This is a genomic window from Neobacillus sp. Soil_C_43 (assembly GCF_057656715.1).
Genome location: NZ_JBDGJV010000009.1, coordinates 173,980 through 196,530 on the forward strand (window position 1 = coordinate 173,980; position 22,551 = coordinate 196,530).

The following is a 22,551-nucleotide window of genomic DNA, read 5'->3' on the forward strand; positions in this document are numbered from 1 at the left end:
TATGAATAAATCGACTAGCACTGTTGGAATTAGAGAATATGTGGCTACGATGCTATTGATTATTGGGGTCAAACTATCTGATAGCACCCCTGCTCTTTACTTCGATAGCTTAAAAAGTGCTACTTGGATGGGACCTTTAATAGGAGGAATCATCACAACCATCCCATTATTTTTCTTAATTAAAGTATTATCCCTGTATGAATCTAAAAACCTCCATGAATTAAATATCTTACTATTTGGTAAGTACATTGGGTTTCTGTTTTCCTTTATCTTTTGGGTCTATGGTTCCTTAGTCATAGCAGTTGATACAAGGAGCTATGTAGATATTATTGCCACTCTTTATTTTGTAAAGACCCCAACAATAGTTATCTTTATTGCTTTAATGGTAGCATGTGCTTACACAGCTAAAAAGGGAATCCAAAATCTGACTTCATTGTCTTGGATTGTTCTATCTTACGTGAAAATCACACTGTTATTAGCCTTATTATTAACACTTAAAGATGCTAATACATTCGCCATTTTTCCATTATGGGGGCCGGGTATCAAAAAGGTTTTCACTGAAAGTGCTTTTAAAACCTCAGTTTATGGTGATTTTTTATTTATGGGATTAATTTTTCCTTTCTTCACATCAAAAAAAGTCTTCTCCAAAGGCTCGTGGCTTGCCTTAGTTTTTTTAACGGTTGAAATGACTATTGCATTTGTCCTTTATCTATTCATGTTTGATTATGGCCCTGCAAGTTTGTTAACCTACCCATTCCATGAAGTCATACGGTATATCTCCATTGGCGATTTTCTTACCAGTCTTGATACCTTCTTTTTCCCGTTTTGGCTGGTCGCCAGCTTAATGAGGTTTTCTATTTATTTATACTTAAGCGCGCTTCTATTAGGGAATCTATTTAAAATAAAACAGTTTGAATACGCCATTCCAATTTTAGCGAGTGTTTTTTTAATCTTGGGGATGATCCCAGAAACACCATCGTTTACGATTTTTAAATTAAGAGACCCTTTATATGAACTTTTCTCGCCTGTATTTATTGTATTTCCACTCCTTCTCTGGGGGATGGCAAAGCTGAAGGGTGATTTTAAAAATGAACCTAAAAAAAATAATGCTTAAGATGACCGTATATATCTGTATGATTCTCTTACTTTGCGGCTGCTGGGATAAAAAGGAGTTAGAAGAGAGGGCTTATGTTATAGGTTTAGGAATGGCTAAGAACCACGAATCGAATAAGATTGATATTACATTTTTAATTGCAAACCCTGAGGTGGGAAGTCAGCAAAGTGGTTCCGGTTCAAAAGAACCTGCACGAGAAATACTTACGATTACCGCCAATGACTTTATAACTGCACGTAATACAGCTAATGCGATTGTTGCAAGGGAACTTACCTATGACCTATTACGAGTCTTTGTTGTTTCTGAACAATTAGCAGGTGATAAGGACTTTATTCGGTATATTTACGATGCAACAAAAGATAGGGAAATCAAGAGGGATGCATATTTAATCGTTTCGAAAGAAGATCCCAGAGCTTTTTTTACCAATAATAAGCCTAAATTGGAAACAAGACCACATAAATATTTTCAATTTATGATAACAAGAGGAATTGAAACTGGATTGATTCCGGATTCAGATCTACATCGATTTTTTAGGGTAACAGAAAATGATGATGATTTATTTCTAGCCATGTATGCAACCACAAAATTACAAAAAGGAGGAAAGCGAGGGAATGAAGATGAGTACCTTGCAGGACAAATAGATACCGAAGGAACGTCCAATCAAACACAATTCATTGGAGCGGCAGTATTTAAAGAAGGAAAGATGATTGGGAAAATTACGGGGCAAGAAACAAGAATATCCGTTCTTTTAGATGATACAGCTGAACTAAACGACGTATTGACAACGTATCCTGACCCATTTAATAAACAACTAAGAGTAGCGGCCCGAGTCATCAAGAAACAAAATAACGAGATTACCATTGATATTAAACATGGTCCTCCAAAAATCAAAGTTACTTTACCACTAACCATTGAAATTTTATCTGACCCTAGCATGGTAAACTATGGAGCACATGAGGATAAGAAAAAAATCTTAAAAAAACACTTAGAAAATGTGATTTCAAAAAAAATAGAAGCTTTTGTTAATAAAACTCAAACCGAGTTTAAAGGAGAACCATTTACGTGGTCTGCTGAGGTAAGGAAACAGTTTAAAACAATCCCAGAATATAGGAAGTATAATTGGATGAAGGTCTATCCGGATGCACAGGTTGAAATTAAGGCGGCAATTACCTTAGGAGAATTCGGTAAACAAGAGAAGGTTCCGAATTTGGAGAAATTGAGGGATTAAGATGACGATTGCTCTATGGTTTATGATTATCATCATGGCAACATACAGTGGATCTTTTTCCATTTCTTTATGGAAAGATAAGAACAAAAGCGGTTCAATAGTAATTATGATCTTTGCATTATTTATTTTAGTAGCACCATACTTTGTTTTAATGAAATAAAAAGTTCACTAAATGTTTAAAAAAATAGCAGGAACCACCTACAATCATGTCTAACTATTTAGTTAGGGAGTGGAGGTGGAGCAGCTATGAGTCAGAAAGTCATTGAAGGTTTAGATAACGTGGTTGTTGGTAAAAATGAATGCTTATTTTGTGACAATGATATTCAATATGTAGCGATTGTAAGAGGAGATAACGATTTAGAGGAATTAAAAAAACAGTATCCTTTTTGTGAATTCACTGATCAAGTATTACCTTTAAACAAGAAAGTAGTAAATAATGTCCTTAATAAGGAAACACAACAAATTGTTGATCTCGAAGTAATCGTTCGATGTCCAAAATGTAATGCCAACAACAGATTTACCAGTTATCTAAAGTTAAGAAAATGGGTAAAAGAATAATTCTTATTTTAGCAATTCCTTTTGGGATTGCTTTTTTTACGGTAAATACAAATTTCCAAAATGTTTATTATTTTATAAATATTTGATAAAATAGAAACCTCGGGAATAAACTTCGTTTCCCGTAATATCACTTTTTATTATAAAAGGTGTTTTACTTTTAAGGGTTTTGGGGGCGGTTGAATGAAAGTATTTTTAAATTTAGGCTGGTTTTTTAGACAAGAGAAGAAATCGTACATCTCAGGAATTATCTTATTAATGCTTGTCGCAGTACTTCAATTAGTGCCGCCAAAAATTATTGGAATTGTAGCTGATCATATCAATGAGGGGACAATGACAAAAGGGATCCTTGTTCAGTGGGTGCTGGTCCTTATCGCGGTAGGGGTCTTGATGTATGTCTTACGTTATTACTGGAGAATTAGAATTTTCGGTTCAGCGGTCAAACTAAGTAAAATCTTAAGAAATCGTTTGTATCAGCATTTTACCAGAATGTCTCCGTCTTTTTATCAAAAAAACCGCATTGGTGATCTTATGGCACATGCAACGAATGATCTTTCAGCTATCCAGCAAACGGCAGGAGCGGGGGTACTGACTTTGGTCGATTCTCTTTCAACGGGAGGCTTCGTTATTATTGCAATGGCCTTTACAATCAGCTGGAAATTAACCTTAATCTGTTTACTTCCCATGCCCTTCATGGTGATGTTAACTAGCTGGTTTGGTTCGATGTTACATAAAAGTTTTTATAAAGCTCAAGAAGCTTTCTCTTCCTTAAACGATAAAACACAGGAAAGCATCACTGGGATCAAAGTTATTAAGACGTTTGGCCAGGAACAGGAAGATATAGAGGATTTTCGCAAGCAATCTGAAGATGTAGTGCAAAAGAATATTATTGTGGCCAAGATTGATTCACTCTATGACCCTACCATTAGCATTATTGTCGGTATTTCCTTCTTCCTCTCGATTGCCTTTGGGGCGAAGTATGTTCTAAATGGAGAGTTAACGATTGGAGAATTAATTTCTTTTACTACATACCTGGGACTATTGGTATGGCCCATGCTTGCGTTTGGCTGGTTGTTTAACATTGTGGAACGCGGCCGTGCTTCCTATGATCGTGTGGCAGCATTACTGAATGAAAAGATAGAGATAACAGATTCGGAAGCAGCATTGGATGTAGTGCCATATGGGGATATTCAATATAAAATTGATGAATTTACGTATCCTGGGGAATTGAGACCTATTTTGAAAGATGTTTTCATTTCCCTAGCTGCAGGAGAAACGCTCGGGATCGTTGGGAAAACAGGATCAGGTAAAACGACATTGTTAAAGCTGCTGATTAGAGAGTTTGAAGGCTATCAGGGTGATCTTCTGTTTGGTGGAGAAAAGCTAGCAAATTATAAGTTGGAAAGTTTACGCGAAGCTATTGGATATGTCCCGCAGGATCATTTCCTATTTTCTGCAACGGTTGCAGAAAATATTGCCTTTACGAACCCATCAGCAACAGAGAAAGAAGTCATGAGGGCGGCAAAATTGGCCAATATTCATGAAGATATTCTCCAATTTACGGAAGGGTATCAAACGATTGTAGGGGAACGCGGTGTGTCTCTATCAGGAGGACAAAAACAAAGGATTTCGATTGCGCGTGCCCTATTAATGAACCCAGAGGTTTTAGTGCTTGACGATTCACTTTCAGCTGTCGATGCAAAAACAGAGGAAGCGATTCTCACATCGTTAAGAGAGAATCGTGAGGGGAAGACAACCATTATTACTTCACACCGCTTAAGTGCTATTCAACATGCCAATCTTATTATTGTCATGGATGAGGGAAGCATCATTGAAAAAGGTACTCATGAGGAACTGATGCATAGTGACGGTTGGTACAAGGAAATGTATTTACGCCAGCAACTAGAAGAGCTGGTTGAGCATGGAGGTCACTAAAATGGATGAGAAATTACAGCTAACAGAACGTGAACAAAGGAAAATCTTATTTCGCCTTCTATCCTATACCAAACCCCATAAAAAAATAATCGGTCTTGCTTTTGTTTTATTACTATTAACCACCATTGGAGATATTGTTCTACCAATTTTAGTGAAGATTTTTATCGATGATTATTTGACACCAGGGAAGATTGTGTATCAACCATTACTGGTTCTTGGTTCAGTGTACATGGGTATTCAAGTGGTCAAAGCGATTCTATTATTTTTCCAATTTGTAAAATTCCAAGAGATCGCCTTATATATTATCCAGCAGCTTCGCATTGATGTGTTTTCGAAGGTGCAATCACTTGGCTTAAGATACTTTGATAGAACGCCTGCAGGGAGCATTGTTTCAAGGGTGACGAATGATACGGAAGCGATTAAGGATATGTTTGTTACTGTTCTAGCGACCTTTATCCAGAGTGGATTTTTGCTTACAGGAATATTTATTGCCATGTTTATCTTAAATGTAAAACTTGCCTTAATGTGTGTCATTATTATTCCAATATTACTATTTGTCATGAACTTATACAGGAAATTAAGCTCTCGTTTTTATCTTGATATGCGTGAACGACTCAGCCAATTGAATGCTAAGTTAAGCGAATCTTTGCAGGGGATGTCGATTATCCAGGTATTTCGTCAGGAAAAACGTCTTCGTAACGAATTCGGTGAAATTAACGAGAAGCATTACAATGCAGGGATGAAAAACATTAAGATTGATGGGTTGCTATTACGACCAGCTATTGATTTGATTTATACATTTGCCTTAATCCTTGTGTTAAGCTATTTCGGATTTACTTCCTTTCAACATAGTGTGGAAATTGGGGTCATCTATGCGTTTATCAATTATTTGGACCGTTTCTTTGAACCGGTTAATCAAATGATGATGAGGCTCTCCTTGTATCAACAAGCCATTGTGGCTGGTTCACGAGTGTTTAAATTATTAGATGAAGACGATTTAGCTCCTGCCCAGAAGGAAGAGAAGACTCTATCGATTGAAGAAGGAAAGATAGAGTTTAAGAATCTAAGCTTTTCCTATGATGGAAAAAGGGATGTCTTAAAGGATATTACTTTTACAGCAAATCCAGGTGAAACGGTCGCTCTTGTTGGGCATACAGGAAGCGGAAAGAGTTCTATCATTAATCTAATGATGCGATTCTATGAATTTGATCGTGGTGAAATATTGATTGATGGCGCCTCGATTCGTGAGTTTACCAAACCTGAGTTAAGGGAGAAGATGGGACTTGTATTACAGGATCCGTTTTTGTTTTATGGGACGGTAAAGGATAATATTCGACTTCATAATGAAGGGATGACGGAGGAAAAAGTTGAAGAAGCGGCAAGGTTTGTTCAGGCCCATACCTTTATCGAAAAGCTGGATGATGGATATAGCCATAAAGTGGTAGAAAGAGGGTCTACTTTCTCAAGCGGGCAACGGCAGTTAATTGCATTTGCCAGGACCATCGCCGCCAATCCGAAGATATTGGTTCTAGATGAAGCAACAGCTAATATCGATACGGAAACAGAAGAAGCCATACAAACAGCTTTGGCGAAGATGCGAAAAGGTCGTACCACTATCGCCATTGCCCACCGACTTTCAACCATTCAGGATGCCGATTTAATCCTAGTCCTTCATCAGGGGGAAATCGTGGAACGTGGTACCCATCAAGAGCTATTAGCTTTGGGTGGCTTATATCACAAGATGTTCCTGCTGCAAAATGGGGGAGTAGAGCGTCTAGAGGATGTCGTAAATTAATAGAAAAAGCCTGGCGAGTGACTGCCAGGCTTTTTCTTGTAAGTGGAGCTATTCTTTTGTTGGAGCTTGTCTCTAGCAAGCCGATGATGGAACTTTTTTTATATATACTCTATTATATTCATTTAAAAGATGATCAAGTTCCTGACTATAGCGAATTGCTACGGAGGAAGACAAGCCGTTCGTTATCGCGACTTGAATTAATTCAGCACGTTTTTTTTCGATTAAGGTAATTAATTCTTGTTTAATCACGGCCGATTTCCTTTCCGGAGTAACTCCTAGTTTTTTGTGGTAGTTGAATACAAGTCTACTAAAAATGACATTGTTTTACTAGTATAACCTATAATGTAAATTACTTCAAAGAGATTTGTAAATAAATATCCAACATTTTAGGTGCTAGTTGGAAAAAAGTGAATAGATTTTGAAGTTGGGATTTAGAGACACAAAATATTCATGTTTAATCATTATCATTTGGTGAAAAGATTTGTTAGAATGAAGAAGTATCGACTATAGTGGGAGTGTTAATATGTCTGATGTAAATGTATTTATAGCCCTAGGGGCCGGGTTTTTGAGTTTTATTTCACCATGCTGTTTACCGCTTTATCCTGCATTTTTGTCTTATATCACGGGCATGTCTGTTGGGGAATTAAAAACTGAAAATGCTATGCTTCAAAAGCGAAGTCTTCTACATACTATATTTTTCCTTTTAGGGTTTTCAGCTATTTTCATAGCGATTGGTTTCGGGACTTCTTTTATCGGCCGCTTTTTCTATGAATACAAAGATTTAATTCGTCAGCTTGGCGGAATTTTTATTGTCTTATTCGGACTAATGATTGTTGGTGTGTTTAAACCGGAATTTTTGATGAAAGACCGGAAGTTAGAGTTTAAAAATCGACCTTCTGGGTTTATTGGTTCGGTTTTAATAGGAATGGCTTTTGCAGCTGGATGGACGCCTTGTACTGGTCCCATTCTATCGTCTGTTATTCTTCTTGCGGGATCGAATCCTGGATCAGGTGTTTTATATATGACAGCCTATTCACTAGGGTTTGCCATCCCATTTTTAATTTTATCGTTCTTTGTTGGAAGGATGCAATGGATTCGCAAAAACAGCGGCAGGATTGTGAAAATCGGTGGGTATATTATGATTCTCATGGGTGTAATCCTTTTCTTTGACTGGATGACAAAAATTATTATTATTTTCCAAGGAATGTTTGGCGGCTTTACTGGATTCTAAGTGATTTGTAAAAGTTACCTAATGTAGTTCAAAAATGGATACAGATACAGTGAAATATTTTTTTCATTATCTATCATTTAAGATATAATGGGTAAGTAAATAATTAGATAAAGGAAGATTGAACCCAATGAACTACGTTGTTGTTTCTTCAATCGGTGCAGTCATTATGGGCTTTTTTGTACTTTTTGTTCGTATGAAAGCCGCAAAGAAACCTGCAAATGTAAAAAAGATTATTCTACCGCCTGTTTTCATGTCCAGCGGGGCCTTGATGTACGTAGCGCCAGAATTTCGCTTGACCCCAATGGAGATTTTAGAGGCCGTAATCGTCGGGATGCTCTTTTCTATTTTACTCATCAAGACCTCAAAATTTGAGGTGCGTGACAATGATATTTATTTAAAACGATCCAAGGCATTTGTTTTTATCTTAGTCGGTTTGTTAGTCGTCCGCCTCGTAGCTAAATCGATCTTAAGCAGCACGATTGATTTCGGCCAGCTAAGTGGAATGTTCTTTCTGCTAGCGTTCAGCATGATTGTTCCTTGGCGTATCGCGATGTATCGATCTTATATGAAACTATATAAAGGGTTACAGAAAAATTAAACTAGTAAAACACTGATCCGCTTTTGGGTCAGTGTTTTTTGCTACCCTGAAAATGTACTTATTTCCATAGGACTAATACTTTTAAGGAACTTTTGTATCCGTTTTTGTGAGGAGGAGCGCTGGCCGGTCATAAAAAATATAATTGTGCCCGTTTACGGGGAAAGTAGCATGTTGCGGTCATAAAAAATGATTATTGTGCCCGTTTACGGGGAAAGTAGCATGTTGTGGTCATAATAAATGATAATTGCGCCTGTTTTCGGAGTAAGCATCCTTCTACGGTAACAAAAAAGAGTAATAGTGCTCGTAACTGGAAAAAAATCATTGAATGGTATAAAAGCTACAGAGCACACCTTGAGTAGAACAAATTTTACCAAAAATAAAAAACCGTCCCAAGATGGACGGTTTAGAATAAATGCTCGTAAGGCTTAACATCAATTCGGTTTTCAAAAAGCTTCTTGCGTAAAAATTTATGATCTCTTTTTGGTGTTGCTTGTATGTAGCCGCGAATGACGAGTTCCTCGGTAATCTTCTCGGCTTTTTCATTTAGCGCAAGCTCACCAATTTTCCCAGCAATCTTATGACGAGCTACATCGCGGAAAAGCTCAGGAACAGGACTGACTAAATCCTCAAGTAGTGCCTTTTCTTCAGCACCCCATAAGTGACGCGTTTCATTTACATAATGCTCTTCCCAATCCATTACGGACTTGCCATCGTCTTTCGGCATCTTTTTCAAAAATTTACGGAACATAAAAAATCCGCCGATGGCGAATGAACCTACTAGAAAAACAACCCAAAACAGGATAAACCACAAAAACCAACCGCTCAACTGCTGCATTCTTTTCACCTACAAAAACTATTTTTTCATTTTATTATAGTCTTTTCTTTGATGGGCTGACAAGTATTCACCACAAATGAGTGAATTTAGATAAGATAAGTGAAGAATCCCTAAAGCTTGTCGAAAAGGTGACAAATAAGCTCATTCTATTGATTATTACTATATTCCATTGTATTATGATTACAAATGATAGGAATGGTTAAGAGACTTTTAGCCATAGTCAAAACAGCTTGCAATCTAACATCTATGGGGCTGAATGGGGTACTGGTGTCCTCCACAGTCTTCAAAACTGCTTGAGACCTGCGTGCCAGGTCTGGTGGGTTCGATTCCCACGCAGTCCCGCCAACTCAATCATATCAAGGGTTCTAACGAATTCCTTACATACATAGACCAGAGGGCAACCGGTCTTTTTTTATTAAGTGGTGCCCAAATGGTGCCATATACAATTTTAGTGGCAGTTTTTAATCAAGTAACTTATTTAAATGTTCTACTGCGATTTCTTCAATGGAATCTGTTACGTGAGAATAGGTATCCAACGTTACTTGAATCTTAGAGTGTCCTAACCGCTCGCTAACCACTTTAGAAGGAACTTTTTCCTTCAGTAACATAGTCGCATGTGAATGGCGCAAATCATGAAATCGTATGTCCGGAAGGTTAGCTGCTTTTAAAACTCTTTTAAATGCTCTTGTCAATTCAGATGGTATCATAATATTTCCTTTTGAGTTACAAAACACCAGATTGTGAGGGTTAAATGTGTCCCCAAGGATACTCCTGCGATGATCATGTTCCGCTTTGAGCGTCTTCATTAACTTTGTTAGTTCAGCAGTTAACTTTATTCCTCGAGGTTTTTCATTTTTGGGTATTGAGTTGAAAAAATATTTACCATTCGCTTCTGTAATAGTTTGCCGCACATAAATTTTCCCAACTTTAAAATCTACGTTTTCCCAGGTCAATCCCATTAACTCGCTTTTCCTCATCCCAGTGTGAACATCTGCATAAATTACTGGGAAGTACACCGGTGTCTTTTCCTTAGCGATTTTCAACAATAAATTTAGCTGTTCAGCACTAAGCGTCTTCATTTCCCGTTTTATTGGTTTAGGAGGTTTAGCCCCTTTAGCCACGTTTTTGCTAATGAACTCCCAATCAATGGCATCATTCAATGCTTTCGATAGGACTCGATGATGGTGTATGACCGACTGAGCGGATAGTACATTTAATTTTTCCTTATAGTAGTTTTGAAGCTGAGTGCTTTTTAGTTCATTCAACAAAATGTGTCCTAAAGATGGTCGAAGATGAGTTTTAATTATCTTTTCATATTCGGCAATAGTCTTAGGTTTTAAGTTGGTTTTAACATAGTTCTCAAACCAATAATCTAGATACTTTCCTAGAGATATTTTAGCTTCATTGTGAATTTTAGAGCCATCGTTTTTGAGTTCAACCATTAGCTCCGCCATTGCTGCCTTTGCTTCACTCATTTTTTTAAAACCACGTCTTTTTATTCTAGTGCGCTTCCCATGTGTGTCTTTCCCAGCCTCTAGAACAAAATAATAGGTTCCGTTTTTATCTTTTTTTGGGTAACCAGCCATAATATTCTCCTTCCTTATTGAAAGCTGGACACCAAGCATATGCACCTACAGATATATTACTAGAAAATTTTACCGTTTGGCAAAACTGGGCTAGGTGTCCAATATTATATATTCAAATCCCAGATTCAATATTTACGCAGATAAATCGCTACCTTCAAACCACTCCAGAAATGATTTTTTTGATACAAGAATCCGCTTTCCTACTGTTACAGCATGAAAAAGATTAGATTTGACTAAATTATAGGCTTGGCTTCGCCCGATACCTAAAAATACTTGAATATCTTTTACTTCTAACACATCTGGTAAATCTCTGGTACTTTTCATCGGATAGAAATCTCCTTTTTCTCTCTTAACTTTTCGTTCATTTGTATGATATAAATATTCTCAGTGAATATTATTTCTGTTAAATCTATGCGTGTAATTTTTTGAGTAATTATTTTATATAATCATAAACATACTCACTATTAGGAATCTTGTAAGAGGTTTATCTTAAGATATCCTCTGCTGTAAGCCGTCACGGTCGTCATGCCGTCATGAACTAAATTTCTACTTGAGTAAAATTAAAACTTTTCTAAGGTGTGAATTCGCCCTAAATTATTTCGCTGGTAGACATAATTAATCTTGTTTGCATTTAATATGGGCTGAATACGGGTTAATTGGTCCTTAAGTTGATTAGGTGATTTTATCCATTGTTTAGAAGATTGAGCTTCTATTGAGATATACTTTCTTAGCATTTCAATTATAGTTGTTGCGGTTCCAGAAATTGTCTTCTCTCTATCTAAGCAATCTATTATTGTTGACACAAGTAAATCATGCTCAACAGCTTCTTCTGCGGCTTCTTTCCGATTACGTTCATACTCTTTCATGAATGTTCCTTCTTTAAATCCAAATCCAGTTTCTGCTGCAGTGGCTAACTTTGCAAAGTCAGCCATACGTGGTGTGGAGGCTAGTTTTACTTTATGATAATTTTTTAATGCGATACTAAGAGCATTAAGTAAGGAGCCAAGTATATGTGGTTTTACTTGTTCAAATTCATTTATTATTTCATCCTCTGATAACCTTTCCTTACTATTTATCGGTAAAAGATTAATAATAATTGAGCGGTCAGCAAGATCTGGTCGTCTTGCAATAAAGTCAATCCCATTTAGAATAATTGGTCGTTGTGTAGATAAAACTACCTCTGCGGTATTCTCATAGAATTTTCTAGTAGAGAATCCACCACCAGTTGCGAGTTTGCATAAAGAATCTGACATATCACTGCTTATTCCTGATAAATTATCAAATGCTAACACTCTATTGTTTTGTGCGGTAATCATCAGATCCTCTTCATTCTTAGGTATTGAACGAATTGGGGCGAAAATGGGATCTACAATACTTTTAATTAACCTACTTACAAAACTCTTTCCTGATCCTTGTGGTCCTTGAAGAATTAATATAGGATAAGGACCAGTGGGTGATAAGCAACTAAGGAGAAAAGAATAAAGTAATATTCTATCTCGAGCATTAATTTTAATATATTTATCTAAACTATTAATAGAATCACTTTTCAATGGTATAGGTAAAGCTCTGAAAGTGTTAGGTCGTATAAACTTTAAAGAAGTTTCCTTTATAATTTTCCAGCCTTCGGGAGTAACCTAATAATTTCGCGACTAGTCGTTCCTAAGTCAATAAATATATTATTTTTATCACCAGCAACTCTAATAAAGATTTCATGGTTATTTTTAAAATTAAACTCTTCAATAGCAACTAATGTGTCGATAGATTCCATCAATATTGACCTCCCAATAGGTTTTTTAAAAATTTTAAAATAATTTACACGTAAGTAATTTTCAAATTTTTTACCTCTAACAGGGTAATGTTCCTTTATTTCCTTTATTTGTACTGTTGCATATACTTCTTCATTTTCTGTAACAAAGAATTCAGCATTATGTGTTGCAATTTCAATTAAAGCTTGAGAATGTGATAACTCACCTTGGTTAACTAACTTTCTTATCCGATCTTCCTCTGTAAATTCATTTGCTTTTTTTACATCTCCAATTTGAACTTTATGTTCTTCAGACAAAAATATCTTCTCCTTTTAAAACCTGAATTGCTTGTTGAAAATTAATACCGTAAATAGTTTGAATTGCTTTAATCCCGTTACCTGAACCGCAACCTGCAAAGCAAATCCAAGCCCCGTTTCTTTTATTAAAACTAAATGAGTTACGCTGATCGTCATGGAAAGGGCATTTACAGCTAAGCCATTCTTTATTTCCTCTGATGTTATTTGTAAAACGGCTATAAAAATTTACCCAATCTACGTTATCCTGAAGATTGTTGATTTTATTACTTTTATATTTGTAACTCTTTGTACAAACTGAAGTTTTATTAGTTTTTTGGGATGTTGAATTATTACATTTCTTATCATTGATATATTCAATTAAGTAATTAATTAACCAAATTGGTAAATCTGCCTTTTGAATTTGTTTTGGTGATAATTCCCACCGGTAAACTGTTCCATCTGGGTGAATAGAGGGTGGAGCTACCACTTGCTTTTTATCAGATAGAATATCTATGCTATCCCATAATTTCATGGATGGAACGATGTTATTATAATTAAAATATAAGTGAACTCCTCTGCTGGAACGAACCCGCCAAGTTAATGGTATATTCCCCATTTTTTCTAATTTAGATAAAGTTGATAGATTATCAATATCCAGAACAATGCAATTAGAAATCAAACCTGTTATTATTCCAATGTTCTTATTATTATAAGTAATGATTTTACCTTCTGAATCTATTATTCCATTTAATATATCTTGATGTTTCAAGGGCTGTTCTAAAAATCGAGTAGGCCAGTTTTTTATAATAGGCTTCTTACCCACAATGGGGATGGGGGCTAGCCCATAATCAAATAATTGCAGAGCTGCTTTTATCGATTTATTCAATTACACTCCTTCTTTCTAAATTACTCCTATTTGCTTTTTAACTCCTGTATAGCGTTTAGGATTCTATTTCTTTGGACCACTGAGAGGTTTTGTCTTAACATACGATACAAGGTGTTTTCATGTATTTGCAGTTGTTCAGCAACTTCCCAAACAAAGAGATTCGAATCCTTTATTAAACTCCTAATATCAGCATTTCGTGGATGTTTCATCTTTCCTCACCTCCTTAAAAAAGCAAAAAACCCCCTAGAAAAAATAGAGGTTTCAGCTTAAAAACCTTTATTTCTCTAGGGGGCTTCCCTTTATGTATTAAATTTTATAATAAAATTATTAGGCACTAGCACAATCATCACTAGCACAGTACAAGCTTATATAAAATACGAGTAAAATGTCAAGATTTTTTTAAAATTCTTAAATTTAATATGTACTCACGTTTGCTAGATTTGTAAATAATCAATAATGATGGTCATAACGATAAATGTACATGTTTCTAATAAAAAATGGACCAGAATCCTGTAATTACACCTACTAATGGGTGCTTAACAATTTTGTATTCTAAGTTTGTATGGTGACATCACCAAAAAAAGTAAAATACCTTAATTTATTCTAAAGGCACTTTTTTAGTTGAATTTAAAAGAGTAATGATTCTTGTTAATATACAAAGAAAATTAATAATAGCCCTTTAAGCATCTAAAAGAATGTATAAATTTATATGTTAAAGTAATTAAAATTAGGAGTGATATAGAATAATGCAAAAATTGTATGATGTGACAAAGCAACAGACTGAATTCTTAACAGGATTAATAAAACCAACAATAAATGAACTACTTAGACTCTCCACTACCGATCGAAGAGTACGGAATGTCCTTCCATTATACGCTTGGTTTTATCATTGTGATAAATGGAAAATACTTGCTAAAAGTAACGAAAATGCTTCAACTATACAATATTCCTTTGAGATTGCCTTAAGACAATTACAAATATCTTTTTATGAATTACAGTCTGATGAATTTGAAAAAATGCTTATTTTATATCCCTCAGATAATAAATCGAATGAAATATCTAATGAAATTTATAAACTTGTTCGAAGCTTTATCAGATCGATAAATCTTGAAGAATCTCTTAAAGAACCTATGCGGGATTCCGTAGAAGAACGAATAAGAAAAATAAATTTTGAAAAGTTATTTTAATTCAGTTAACCAGAGATTTTTAATTCTATACATAAAAAATCGAAAGGGTAAGTAGAAGGGTTAGCTTTTAAAAATTTTATTAAAATTTGGGTTTTCTGTGATTGATTTATCTTTTCAGAAATGCTATAAATTAAATTGCAATATAATTCTAATATAAACGGGAAAAACCCGAGCATACATCTCTTTAGTAGGGATGTTTGTTCGGGTTTTTTTGTTTTTAAGGAGTGATGTTTTGGCAAGTAGTTAATATTGGTTCGTTAATGTTGAGGTGTTAATCCTTGATAAACAACTTGAAATTAATAAAGCCTAGGATTTCCAAGACTTAAGGTCAACGAACTAAGTATATTTTATGGGGGACGTTTGTATGGAGAATGAGGAAAGAATAGTTCTTACAAAAGGAAATAATAGAAGAAGACTGATACTAAAACAAATTGATTTGCATTTATTACGTATTATTTGTTTTGAACGTTTTTTAACAGAAAAACAATTATATCGATATTATTTTGCAATGTCATCAAGTGAAATATCTTACCCGGGTTTCTGGAAGAAACTTAATAAATATGAGGAGTATGGTTTACTGAAAAGTTATAAATATAGGGTTGGACAAAACGGAACCATTGTTAAATATTTTCGAATTAGTAAAAACGGATTAAGACTATTAGTTGATAATAACTTACTTAAGGAAAATGGTTTATTTAATTCAATACCTAACATACCAAAAAACTTTGACCATTTTTTTGGAACAAAAGAAACTAATTTAAAGAGTAGAATGGTACTTGAAGAAAGTGGGGATTTGTATCCGATCATTTTAAGTATAGGTAGTAAATCAAAAGTATATCCGAAAATCATTCCTGATAGTGTATTAAAAAGTAAGGATTTTATTTTATATATTGAATTCGATACAGGTAGTGAAACGATTAAAGAAGTCCAAAATAAAATTAAATGTTACTTAAAAGAATTGGATAATTTCTATTATCCAAAGGAAGCAATAATCGTTTCTCTCCTAGATAATTCAATACCTAATAAGAAAGGAATTGATGACAGAAGCAAAAGAATAATAAATTTGTATAAAGCAATTATAAGTCTTCCTGAATTCTATCGTACATGGATTGATGTATATCTTTTACCTTTAAAAAACTCTCAAAAAGCTGCCCTTGAGTTTTTTTCAAACACTCCATTAATCATAAAAGATAAAGTCGCACAATTAATTAGAACACTAGAGGGAAGTGGTTTGTATACCAATTATAATGTAGAATTATCTGAAAATTTTTTTGTAAATTTGAAAGATCAGTACGGATTAGTAATAGATGGAATTTTCATACATGACAAAACAAATTTTTACATGTTTGCATCAGTTTTCTTATATATGCAGCCAGGTAGTATTAGGAACAATTTTAACTTGCAGAGGATTACAACGCTACAACTATCTAGTGAAGTTAGAACTGAAATTGTTTATGCAATTTACCGGGACAAGGAGTCTATGGAAGAGGATATTAAGATATTCGGAACAATAAAGGGTGTTAGATATATAAATTTAGAGGAGATGGATTTACTATTTCAAAAGTCTCCATATATTTATGCAAAGAATACAAAGGGGGCTTTTAGAAAGATCAAAAACATAGAGGAGTGGCCAAAGTTATTTTGACCTAACAACATATAGAGGTTCTTGACTTTAAAAATATCAGACCTAACTAGAGGGATTTGCTTTAATAGATAAATTGAATAAAAAGGGAGAATGACCATGAGTCTAGCTGATGTCCAACAAATGAAGTGTTCCATTTGCAAAAATCAAATTTTCGATGAAACGGAGTATATTGATAACAATGGAGCTTGTGATGAATGTTACAGTATTCCTATAAAAATACGAATTGGCCTAATTGTACCTAATAAATAATATATCTTATGTATTCTTTTTATATTTTCTGTTGTAAAAAATTTAATTCTTTTCATTATGTACCATAAAGGTCCACCAGTTTCCTAAACATACATTATTATGGTACACAATTAGATATAAAAAACATTAGCAAATATTTGGTTACTCGTTAATTGATCTGTACCATAAAGGTCCACTGAAATAATGGTTTTTCTACCAGGTCCCTTATGATACAAGATTATGTCCCTCAATTTAGGTACATAAGGCAATATTTATTCCATTAAAAGGTATTCTTCAGATATTCTATGGAGGAATGGTTTATAAGGTTAGAGAAGCTTTTTATAACTTAAGGGACCTTTATTTAAATGTGTGCTATTTATGTTCTCAGCAGTAAATTTTTATACGTATCAATCGTAAATACTTAATCTATTTAAACATTATTTTTGATTAATTTTATAGTTTCCTATTATTCGACATGGTTTAGATAGATAACGTTATGAATTATTTAGATCCTGGAGCTACTGAAAAAGTTTTGAATTCAAAAAGTTAATAATGCTATTTATGAGTGTTTTATAAAACTTTTGCTACTATAGTCCACTTTATAATAAAAGTGGGCTTGGTTTTTGGATTAAATCGTCTAAAAGGATGTCTAATTTTGGTATAATTTTTTTAACAAAAGATTGAGTGTGGGAATTTGAGTTTTCCGATATCTTATAATGCATTTGAAGGATTTATATATTTAATAGTGAGGTGAAAAATAACATGGTTAAGTTGAAAGAGATCCTAAATTATCGAGAAATTGAAATGATTCGGCATTATCAAAATATTATCTTTAGTGCAGATATTGAGGATTCAGAAACCGTTAAAAAGTATCAAGACGAAATTCAGCAAATCATACAAGACACCATAAAACGCTACTATGAAGAAAATACTTCTATTGTTCCTATGAAGTCGGGCAGAGAAAAAGAAAGTGGTTCGATTGAGAAAACGACATTAAAATCACTCCTTACGAAAGAAGAGGAGGAAGAGATTAAATTCCTTCGATGGAGAATAACCAAAAGCATTACTCCATGGGGAATTAAGCGGAAAAAAGAAAGGATCGAATCCATCATGGAGGAAGCAATAAAAAGGAATGGGATATAACCCTTGTGTTTTTAGTTAATTCGTATACGCAGAATGAGGTCAAAAGCAAATATATTATGCCCATCTAAAAGAAGGTGCTTTTATCTACGAGTTAATTCTCGTTGAAATAGATATGTACCGCACAAAAAATTTATATATGCCAATAAATTTAATTAATTCTTTGGATGCGGATTTAATGTTGAAAATTATAATTATCGAGAAATTTGAAGAGTTAAAGAAAAATGTGAGTAATAGATAAACCTAATCATACAGTTGGTTATATATATTAGTTTGTACTCATTTAGATATTATGAAAATTTCTTGAAGGTAGTTGATAATCAAGAAGAAAATGGTGCCTATTATTGGTTTCAAGATAGAAGTGATGCTTTAAAAGAAATCAATAGTACTATGTCCAGGTTGTAAGTAATCTATATTGAAAAATTTGATTTTTAAAGAATATATCATAGTCTAATGGGAACAACCTGGGATGTGAATAGTGCAATTTATGGGATTTTTAAATGAGGATAAACTTAACTTGAAATGGAGTAACAAAGCAATGAGATTTATAACATTAATAGAAAAAAATCCAAAGTTAGCAACTGAATGGCACCCAACTAAAAATGGAATTCGTACTCCTAAAGATGTTGCAGCGGGTTCAAATGCATGTGCTTGGTGGATTTGTGAAAAAGGCCATGAATGGGAAGCTCAGATAAATTCTAGGAATAGAGGAGTTGGTTGTCCTGTTTGTTATGGTAGGTTCTGTAAACCACTAACAAAGACACATCCTATTTTGACTTTAGATTGGCATCCCACACTTAATGGAAAATTAACTCCAGACAATGTGACAGCTGGTTCTTCTAGAAAAGTTTATTGGCTTTGTTCACGCTGTCAATTTTCTTATTCATCAACTATTGTAAATAGAAAAAATGGTAATGGATGTCCAAAGTGTGCGGGAAAAGTAATAACACAATCAAATTCTTTAGCATCAATAAATCCTAGCGTCTTAGATGAATGGCATCCAACTAAGAATAAGAAATTAACTCCACATGAAATTCACGCATTTTCTGATAAAAAAGTTTGGTGGCAATGTAAAGATTGTAAGTTTGTATGGCAAGCCACTCCAAACAATAGAACACGATCGAAAACGGGGTGCCCAAAATGTAAAGAAAAATATAATGTTTCATTTGAAGAATTAGCCTTTGTTTATTTCTATAGACAAATATTTAATGAAGTAATGTTTAATCATCCTATCACCATACAAGCTAAAAGATACAGAGTTGATCTATATATTCCTGAATATAAACTAATTTTGGAGTATGATAGTAAGTTTTATCATCGTGAACGACTCATAATTGATACTGAAAAAAGTATAATTCTTACCAAAAATACCTATAACCTTATTAGAATGCGAGAAGATGGCTTACCGAATATTCATTTAAAGGATGTAGTGACAATAACTTTTCGGAACCAAAAAAGAGCAGAACTTCAAAACGCAATAATAAAATCAATAAAAACAGTAATAAACATATTAGATGTCGCACAAAAGGTGAAACAAAAAGCAGAGCAGGTAATAAGGGATATTGATATATACAAACAGAGGTTTAATATTCTCAGTCTTGTACCTCCCGTAAAGAAAAATAATAATATACAGGAAAATAGTGAATTATTAACTAATCAATTTGACTATAAGATGAATTCTCCCTTTCGACCTGAGCATTTCACCTTTGGATCGAACTTTCAACTTTGGTGGAAATGTGAAAAGGGACATAATTGGGATGCTAGTCCCGCTACACGAAAAAGGGGCCATGGGTGTCCTTACTGCAATGGACAACGAGCAACGATAGAAACATCTTTAGGTGCACTGAATCAAGAAATGGCCAAAGAGTGGGATAACGATAGAAATGTAGGGATTACTCCATTCGATATCCTCCCAAATTCAAATAAAAAATTTTGGTGGACATGCAAAAAAGGACACTCATATGAAGCTGCTCCTGATCATAGGAGAAGAGGGGAAGGTTGTCCATATTGCGTGGGAAAAAAAGTGTGTGTTGATAATTGCCTAGCCACGATTAACCCTGTTCTTGCTGCTCAATGGCATCCAACGAAAAACGGTGAACTTACCCCATATAATGTTACACCAGGTTCTCAAAAGAAAGTTTGGTGGATTTGCGAAAATGGACATGAATGGCCAGCAGTTATTTATAGTAGAAATGGAAGTAAAACAAATAAACCTAGAGGTTGTAAAGAGTGTTATAAGAGGGGACGTCTGCGAGGAGATTTTTAATCGGATTATATCCTATTTTAACGTTGACGTGAGTGATAAAAGTTTATTTGGAGGGGCAGTATGAACAAAGGATTTATATCTACTTTAATTTGTTTTATTGTTTTAGCGACTACAGCTTGTTCCACTACAGCTACAAAGAAAACTACTTCAATTAAAAAAGAAGCGGAGTCGTCAAAAAGCCAGCAAGTGAAACCAGTATTGATAAATCAATTAAAAGAAATAGACATAAGGACATTTTTTTCGAAAAATAGTGGCTTAATTAAAACTTTCGATGTTATAGCTAACGATGGAACAAAAGCCGGAGAATATCAGGAAAGAGTTCTTTCTCCTAATTCTGCTGATAATGGGAATTATATTATTGAAACCTCTTTACAAGAACACACTAAACAAACGGAAGAAAAATTAACTACAGGCTATTTTTATGAGCTTACAAAAGACCACTTAAAAGAGGTACTTACTAGGTCTAACTTAGCCGGGGAAAAAAAGTCTGGTTCTATTCTTTTATCTAATAAACAAACCGAATGGCTAAATGAGGATTCAACATATTTTGTAACTGCTGTTAATAAAACGATTAAAACCACTATCCAAACTTTTGAAAATTGTATTGAAGTAACTGAGATTAAAGGAGAGGAAAAAACAGTTAAAGTTTACGCTCCGAATATGGGGATGATCTCGCAAAAAGTATTTACAGACAAAGGAAAACTATTTATTGAGTTTAAGTTAAATAGTATTAACAACCATAAATTAGATTCATCTTTTAATCTAAAAGATAATTCTAATAGCTCACAAAAAATAAATCTAGAAAATAAAGCTGATTTAATTATAAATGAAAAACAAAGTCATTTAAAGTTAATGGATTATATAAATGCTGTTAATGAAATTTCTTATCCTAACTTAGAGTATTATATTCTAAGTAGGCCAAGTTACAAAGAAAATAACGGAAATGAGATATACTATTTTTCTCAACTTACACCAGAAAACTTGGTTATAGTTACAGATAAATCATTCTATATTAAACAAATTTTATGGGAATCCCAAAACGTGATTGACCAAGAAATCCTTTTAAATATACAATCCCTAATCTTAGGACTTCAAAAAAATAATACTATGGCGGAAGTAAATAAATTTATATTTAATGATTCTCAAAACAAAAAGGATTTTGGAGAATTTTCAGTAGAATTTATTAAGTATGATAATGGGTTTAAATTCAATGTATTAGCAAGATAAACTTTCCTTATTATGCGACAAAAAGAAACAAGGAAATATAATGACACAATAGCACTTAATTATTATAGAATTTTGTGTCATTATATATCTCATTCGCTATAAGGGAAGGTTTCTTAGTATCTCCTTAACAATTTGTTGAATGCCAATTTACTTTAAATAACTATTATAGCAAAATATACATACAGACTATTATTCTAAGGAGTTATCGTTTTGGTGAAAAATCAATTTTCTAAACTACATAATTTCATGAGAGTTTATTTAACTTACTCACAAATAACAGGCCATAAAGCGAGTAAAGAACAAATTATTAAAGAAATACAAAGCATAAATTTGGACGAAGCATTACTTATTCTAGCTAAATTTACAATATTGGATGAACCTTCGAAGAAACATGTATTTGAACAATTAAAACCTGCTCTAAACAATTTAGAGCTAGTCGATTATACTGATGTATTTGATTTATCAAATATATTGTACTCAATAAAATGGTACTTAGCTTACGGTATACGAAATCCTTTCTTAAGCCCCAAAAGTACTTATCCTAATTTTATTCATATTTTGTTAACCCTATTAAAAATATCAGATTACATGGTAGATGTTGTTGATAGAAGGATTGATTCTGAAGCCACTGTCATTCAATCGTCTCTTATTCTCCGAAATGGTGAAATAGATAAGGCACTTATTAGGCAATATATAATGTTTGAAAAATTAGCTCCAATTAAAGGTTTATTCAAAGTAAATGAATTTATTGATATCCAGGATTGGTTTAAAAAAACTTATGGTTATACAATTTCTGAATACGTATCTACATTGTTCGCGTTAAATCAACCTTCTATCAGGGAGCTAAATTGGTCCTACTTATTAAACGATGTAGAATGGGCTATGCCGGAAGATTATTTTAAAAATGTAGGTATAAAGAGTATCTCCAATCAAATCTTAGATGATATAAGTGTCGATCCTTTAGAATTAAAAACTTGGGCATTAAACACCATTGAAAATCCTTATGATTATGAACAGCTACTTTCACAACCAATATTTTAAAAAAATAAAAGAA

At 33.8% G+C, this 22,551-nt stretch carries 23 protein-coding genes and 1 tRNA gene; 16 read left to right on the forward strand and 8 right to left on the reverse strand.

All coding sequences use genetic code 11. The annotated features are described in order from the left end of the window. The first annotated feature begins 1 nt into the window (after position 1). The 6 genes from AC3A54_RS13905 to AC3A54_RS13930 all read left to right on the forward strand — a co-directional run bounded on the left by AC3A54_RS13905 (position 2) and on the right by AC3A54_RS13930 (position 6,627). Positions 2 to 1,114, forward strand: coding sequence for a GerAB/ArcD/ProY family transporter (locus AC3A54_RS13905; protein WP_487654871.1), 1,113 nt, complete (start codon positions 2 to 4; stop codon positions 1,112 to 1,114). Next, positions 1,089 to 2,342 carry a Ger(x)C family spore germination protein gene (locus AC3A54_RS13910; RefSeq protein WP_487654872.1) on the forward strand — a complete coding sequence of 418 codons (1,254 nt, stop codon included), beginning with the start codon at positions 1,089 to 1,091 and terminating at the stop codon, positions 2,340 to 2,342. Before AC3A54_RS13905 ends, AC3A54_RS13910 begins: the two co-directional genes overlap by 26 nt. Before the next feature lies 1 nt (position 2,343). Beyond that, positions 2,344 to 2,502 carry a hypothetical protein gene (locus tag AC3A54_RS13915; protein ID WP_335530792.1) on the forward strand — a complete coding sequence of 53 codons (159 nt, stop codon included), beginning with the start codon at positions 2,344 to 2,346 and terminating at the stop codon, positions 2,500 to 2,502. A gap of 86 nt (positions 2,503 to 2,588) precedes the next feature. Then, positions 2,589 to 2,900, forward strand: coding sequence for a hypothetical protein (locus AC3A54_RS13920; RefSeq protein ID WP_487654873.1), 312 nt, complete (start codon positions 2,589 to 2,591; stop codon positions 2,898 to 2,900). A 180-nt stretch (positions 2,901 to 3,080) separates the two neighbouring features. Then, positions 3,081 to 4,832: an ABC transporter transmembrane domain-containing protein gene (locus AC3A54_RS13925; RefSeq protein ID WP_487654874.1), complete on the forward strand. Its 1,752-nt coding sequence runs from the start codon at positions 3,081 to 3,083 to the stop codon at positions 4,830 to 4,832. Position 4,833: 1 nt separating this feature from the next. Then, entirely contained in the window at positions 4,834 to 6,627 is a 1,794-nt protein-coding gene (locus tag AC3A54_RS13930) for an ABC transporter ATP-binding protein (RefSeq protein WP_487654875.1), read from the forward strand. Positions 6,628 to 6,699: 72 nt separating this feature from the next. Here AC3A54_RS13930 and AC3A54_RS13935 read toward each other — a convergent pair whose 3' ends face one another. After that, the gene (locus AC3A54_RS13935; RefSeq protein WP_308080070.1) at positions 6,700 to 6,876 is read right to left on the reverse strand and encodes a Spo0E family sporulation regulatory protein-aspartic acid phosphatase; all 177 of its coding nucleotides are present in this window, start codon (positions 6,874 to 6,876) and stop codon (positions 6,700 to 6,702) included. 274 nt (positions 6,877 to 7,150) lie between these two features. On the opposite strand from AC3A54_RS13935, the gene AC3A54_RS13940 reads away from it, so the two are divergent. Together AC3A54_RS13940 and AC3A54_RS13945 are read left to right on the forward strand one after the other, a co-directional pair. Then, positions 7,151 to 7,858, forward strand: coding sequence for a cytochrome c biogenesis CcdA family protein (locus tag AC3A54_RS13940; RefSeq protein ID WP_335530803.1), 708 nt, complete (start codon positions 7,151 to 7,153; stop codon positions 7,856 to 7,858). Between the two features lie 127 nt (positions 7,859 to 7,985). Continuing rightward, on the forward strand, positions 7,986 to 8,456 hold the full coding sequence (locus tag AC3A54_RS13945) for a CcdC family protein (RefSeq protein ID WP_487654876.1): 471 nt from the start codon (positions 7,986 to 7,988) through the stop codon (positions 8,454 to 8,456). A gap of 403 nt (positions 8,457 to 8,859) precedes the next feature. Here the strand turns inward: AC3A54_RS13945 and AC3A54_RS13950 are convergent, their stop codons facing one another. Continuing rightward, positions 8,860 to 9,291, reverse strand: coding sequence for a DUF2621 domain-containing protein (locus AC3A54_RS13950; protein WP_335530808.1), 432 nt, complete (start codon positions 9,289 to 9,291; stop codon positions 8,860 to 8,862). Positions 9,292 to 9,539: 248 nt separating this feature from the next. Here AC3A54_RS13950 and AC3A54_RS13955 point away from each other — a divergent pair. Then, positions 9,540 to 9,636, forward strand: a tRNA-Sec gene (locus AC3A54_RS13955). Positions 9,637 to 9,752: 116 nt separating this feature from the next. On the opposite strand, the gene AC3A54_RS13960 is transcribed toward AC3A54_RS13955, so the two are convergent. The 6 genes from AC3A54_RS13960 to AC3A54_RS13985 all read right to left on the reverse strand — a co-directional run bounded on the left by AC3A54_RS13960 (position 9,753) and on the right by AC3A54_RS13985 (position 14,013). Beyond that, a complete protein-coding gene (locus AC3A54_RS13960; RefSeq protein ID WP_487654877.1) occupies positions 9,753 to 10,877 on the reverse strand; it encodes a site-specific integrase in 1,125 nt (374 codons plus the stop codon). Between the two features lie 132 nt (positions 10,878 to 11,009). After that, positions 11,010 to 11,201 (reverse strand): helix-turn-helix domain-containing protein, encoded by a 192-nt coding sequence (locus tag AC3A54_RS13965; RefSeq protein WP_487654878.1) that lies wholly within the window; start codon positions 11,199 to 11,201, stop codon positions 11,010 to 11,012. 236 nt (positions 11,202 to 11,437) lie between these two features. Then, complete coding sequence (locus AC3A54_RS13970) at positions 11,438 to 12,427, reverse strand: hypothetical protein (RefSeq protein ID WP_487654879.1); 990 nt, start codon at positions 12,425 to 12,427, stop codon at positions 11,438 to 11,440. Between the two features lie 56 nt (positions 12,428 to 12,483). Further along, positions 12,484 to 12,939 carry a hypothetical protein gene (locus tag AC3A54_RS13975; protein ID WP_487654880.1) on the reverse strand — a complete coding sequence of 152 codons (456 nt, stop codon included), beginning with the start codon at positions 12,937 to 12,939 and terminating at the stop codon, positions 12,484 to 12,486. After that, the gene (locus AC3A54_RS13980; RefSeq protein WP_487654881.1) at positions 12,932 to 13,804 is read right to left on the reverse strand and encodes a bifunctional DNA primase/polymerase; all 873 of its coding nucleotides are present in this window, start codon (positions 13,802 to 13,804) and stop codon (positions 12,932 to 12,934) included. Before AC3A54_RS13980 ends, AC3A54_RS13975 begins: the two co-directional genes overlap by 8 nt. Positions 13,805 to 13,830: 26 nt before the next feature. Further along, positions 13,831 to 14,013, reverse strand: a complete 183-nt coding sequence (locus AC3A54_RS13985; protein ID WP_487654882.1) for a hypothetical protein — start codon at positions 14,011 to 14,013, stop codon at positions 13,831 to 13,833. 537 nt (positions 14,014 to 14,550) lie between these two features. Here AC3A54_RS13985 and AC3A54_RS13990 point away from each other — a divergent pair. The 7 genes from AC3A54_RS13990 (at position 14,551) to AC3A54_RS14020 (ending at position 22,538) form a co-directional block, all read left to right on the forward strand. Further along, the gene (locus AC3A54_RS13990; RefSeq protein ID WP_487654883.1) at positions 14,551 to 14,991 is read left to right on the forward strand and encodes a hypothetical protein; all 441 of its coding nucleotides are present in this window, start codon (positions 14,551 to 14,553) and stop codon (positions 14,989 to 14,991) included. Positions 14,992 to 15,355: 364 nt separating this feature from the next. Beyond that, a complete protein-coding gene (locus AC3A54_RS13995) occupies positions 15,356 to 16,636 on the forward strand; it encodes a hypothetical protein (RefSeq protein ID WP_487654884.1) in 1,281 nt (426 codons plus the stop codon). A gap of 96 nt (positions 16,637 to 16,732) precedes the next feature. Next, positions 16,733 to 16,885, forward strand: coding sequence for a hypothetical protein (locus AC3A54_RS14000; RefSeq protein WP_487654885.1), 153 nt, complete (start codon positions 16,733 to 16,735; stop codon positions 16,883 to 16,885). 741 nt (positions 16,886 to 17,626) lie between these two features. Then, positions 17,627 to 18,007, forward strand: coding sequence for a hypothetical protein (locus AC3A54_RS14005; RefSeq protein WP_487654886.1), 381 nt, complete (start codon positions 17,627 to 17,629; stop codon positions 18,005 to 18,007). A gap of 484 nt (positions 18,008 to 18,491) precedes the next feature. Beyond that, on the forward strand, positions 18,492 to 20,270 hold the full coding sequence (locus AC3A54_RS14010; protein WP_487654906.1) for a zinc-ribbon domain-containing protein: 1,779 nt from the start codon (positions 18,492 to 18,494) through the stop codon (positions 20,268 to 20,270). A 60-nt stretch (positions 20,271 to 20,330) separates the two neighbouring features. Further along, positions 20,331 to 21,497 (forward strand): hypothetical protein, encoded by a 1,167-nt coding sequence (locus AC3A54_RS14015; protein WP_487654887.1) that lies wholly within the window; start codon positions 20,331 to 20,333, stop codon positions 21,495 to 21,497. 210 nt (positions 21,498 to 21,707) lie between these two features. Beyond that, positions 21,708 to 22,538 carry a hypothetical protein gene (locus tag AC3A54_RS14020; protein ID WP_487654888.1) on the forward strand — a complete coding sequence of 277 codons (831 nt, stop codon included), beginning with the start codon at positions 21,708 to 21,710 and terminating at the stop codon, positions 22,536 to 22,538. Positions 22,539 to 22,551: the final 13 nt, after the last annotated feature.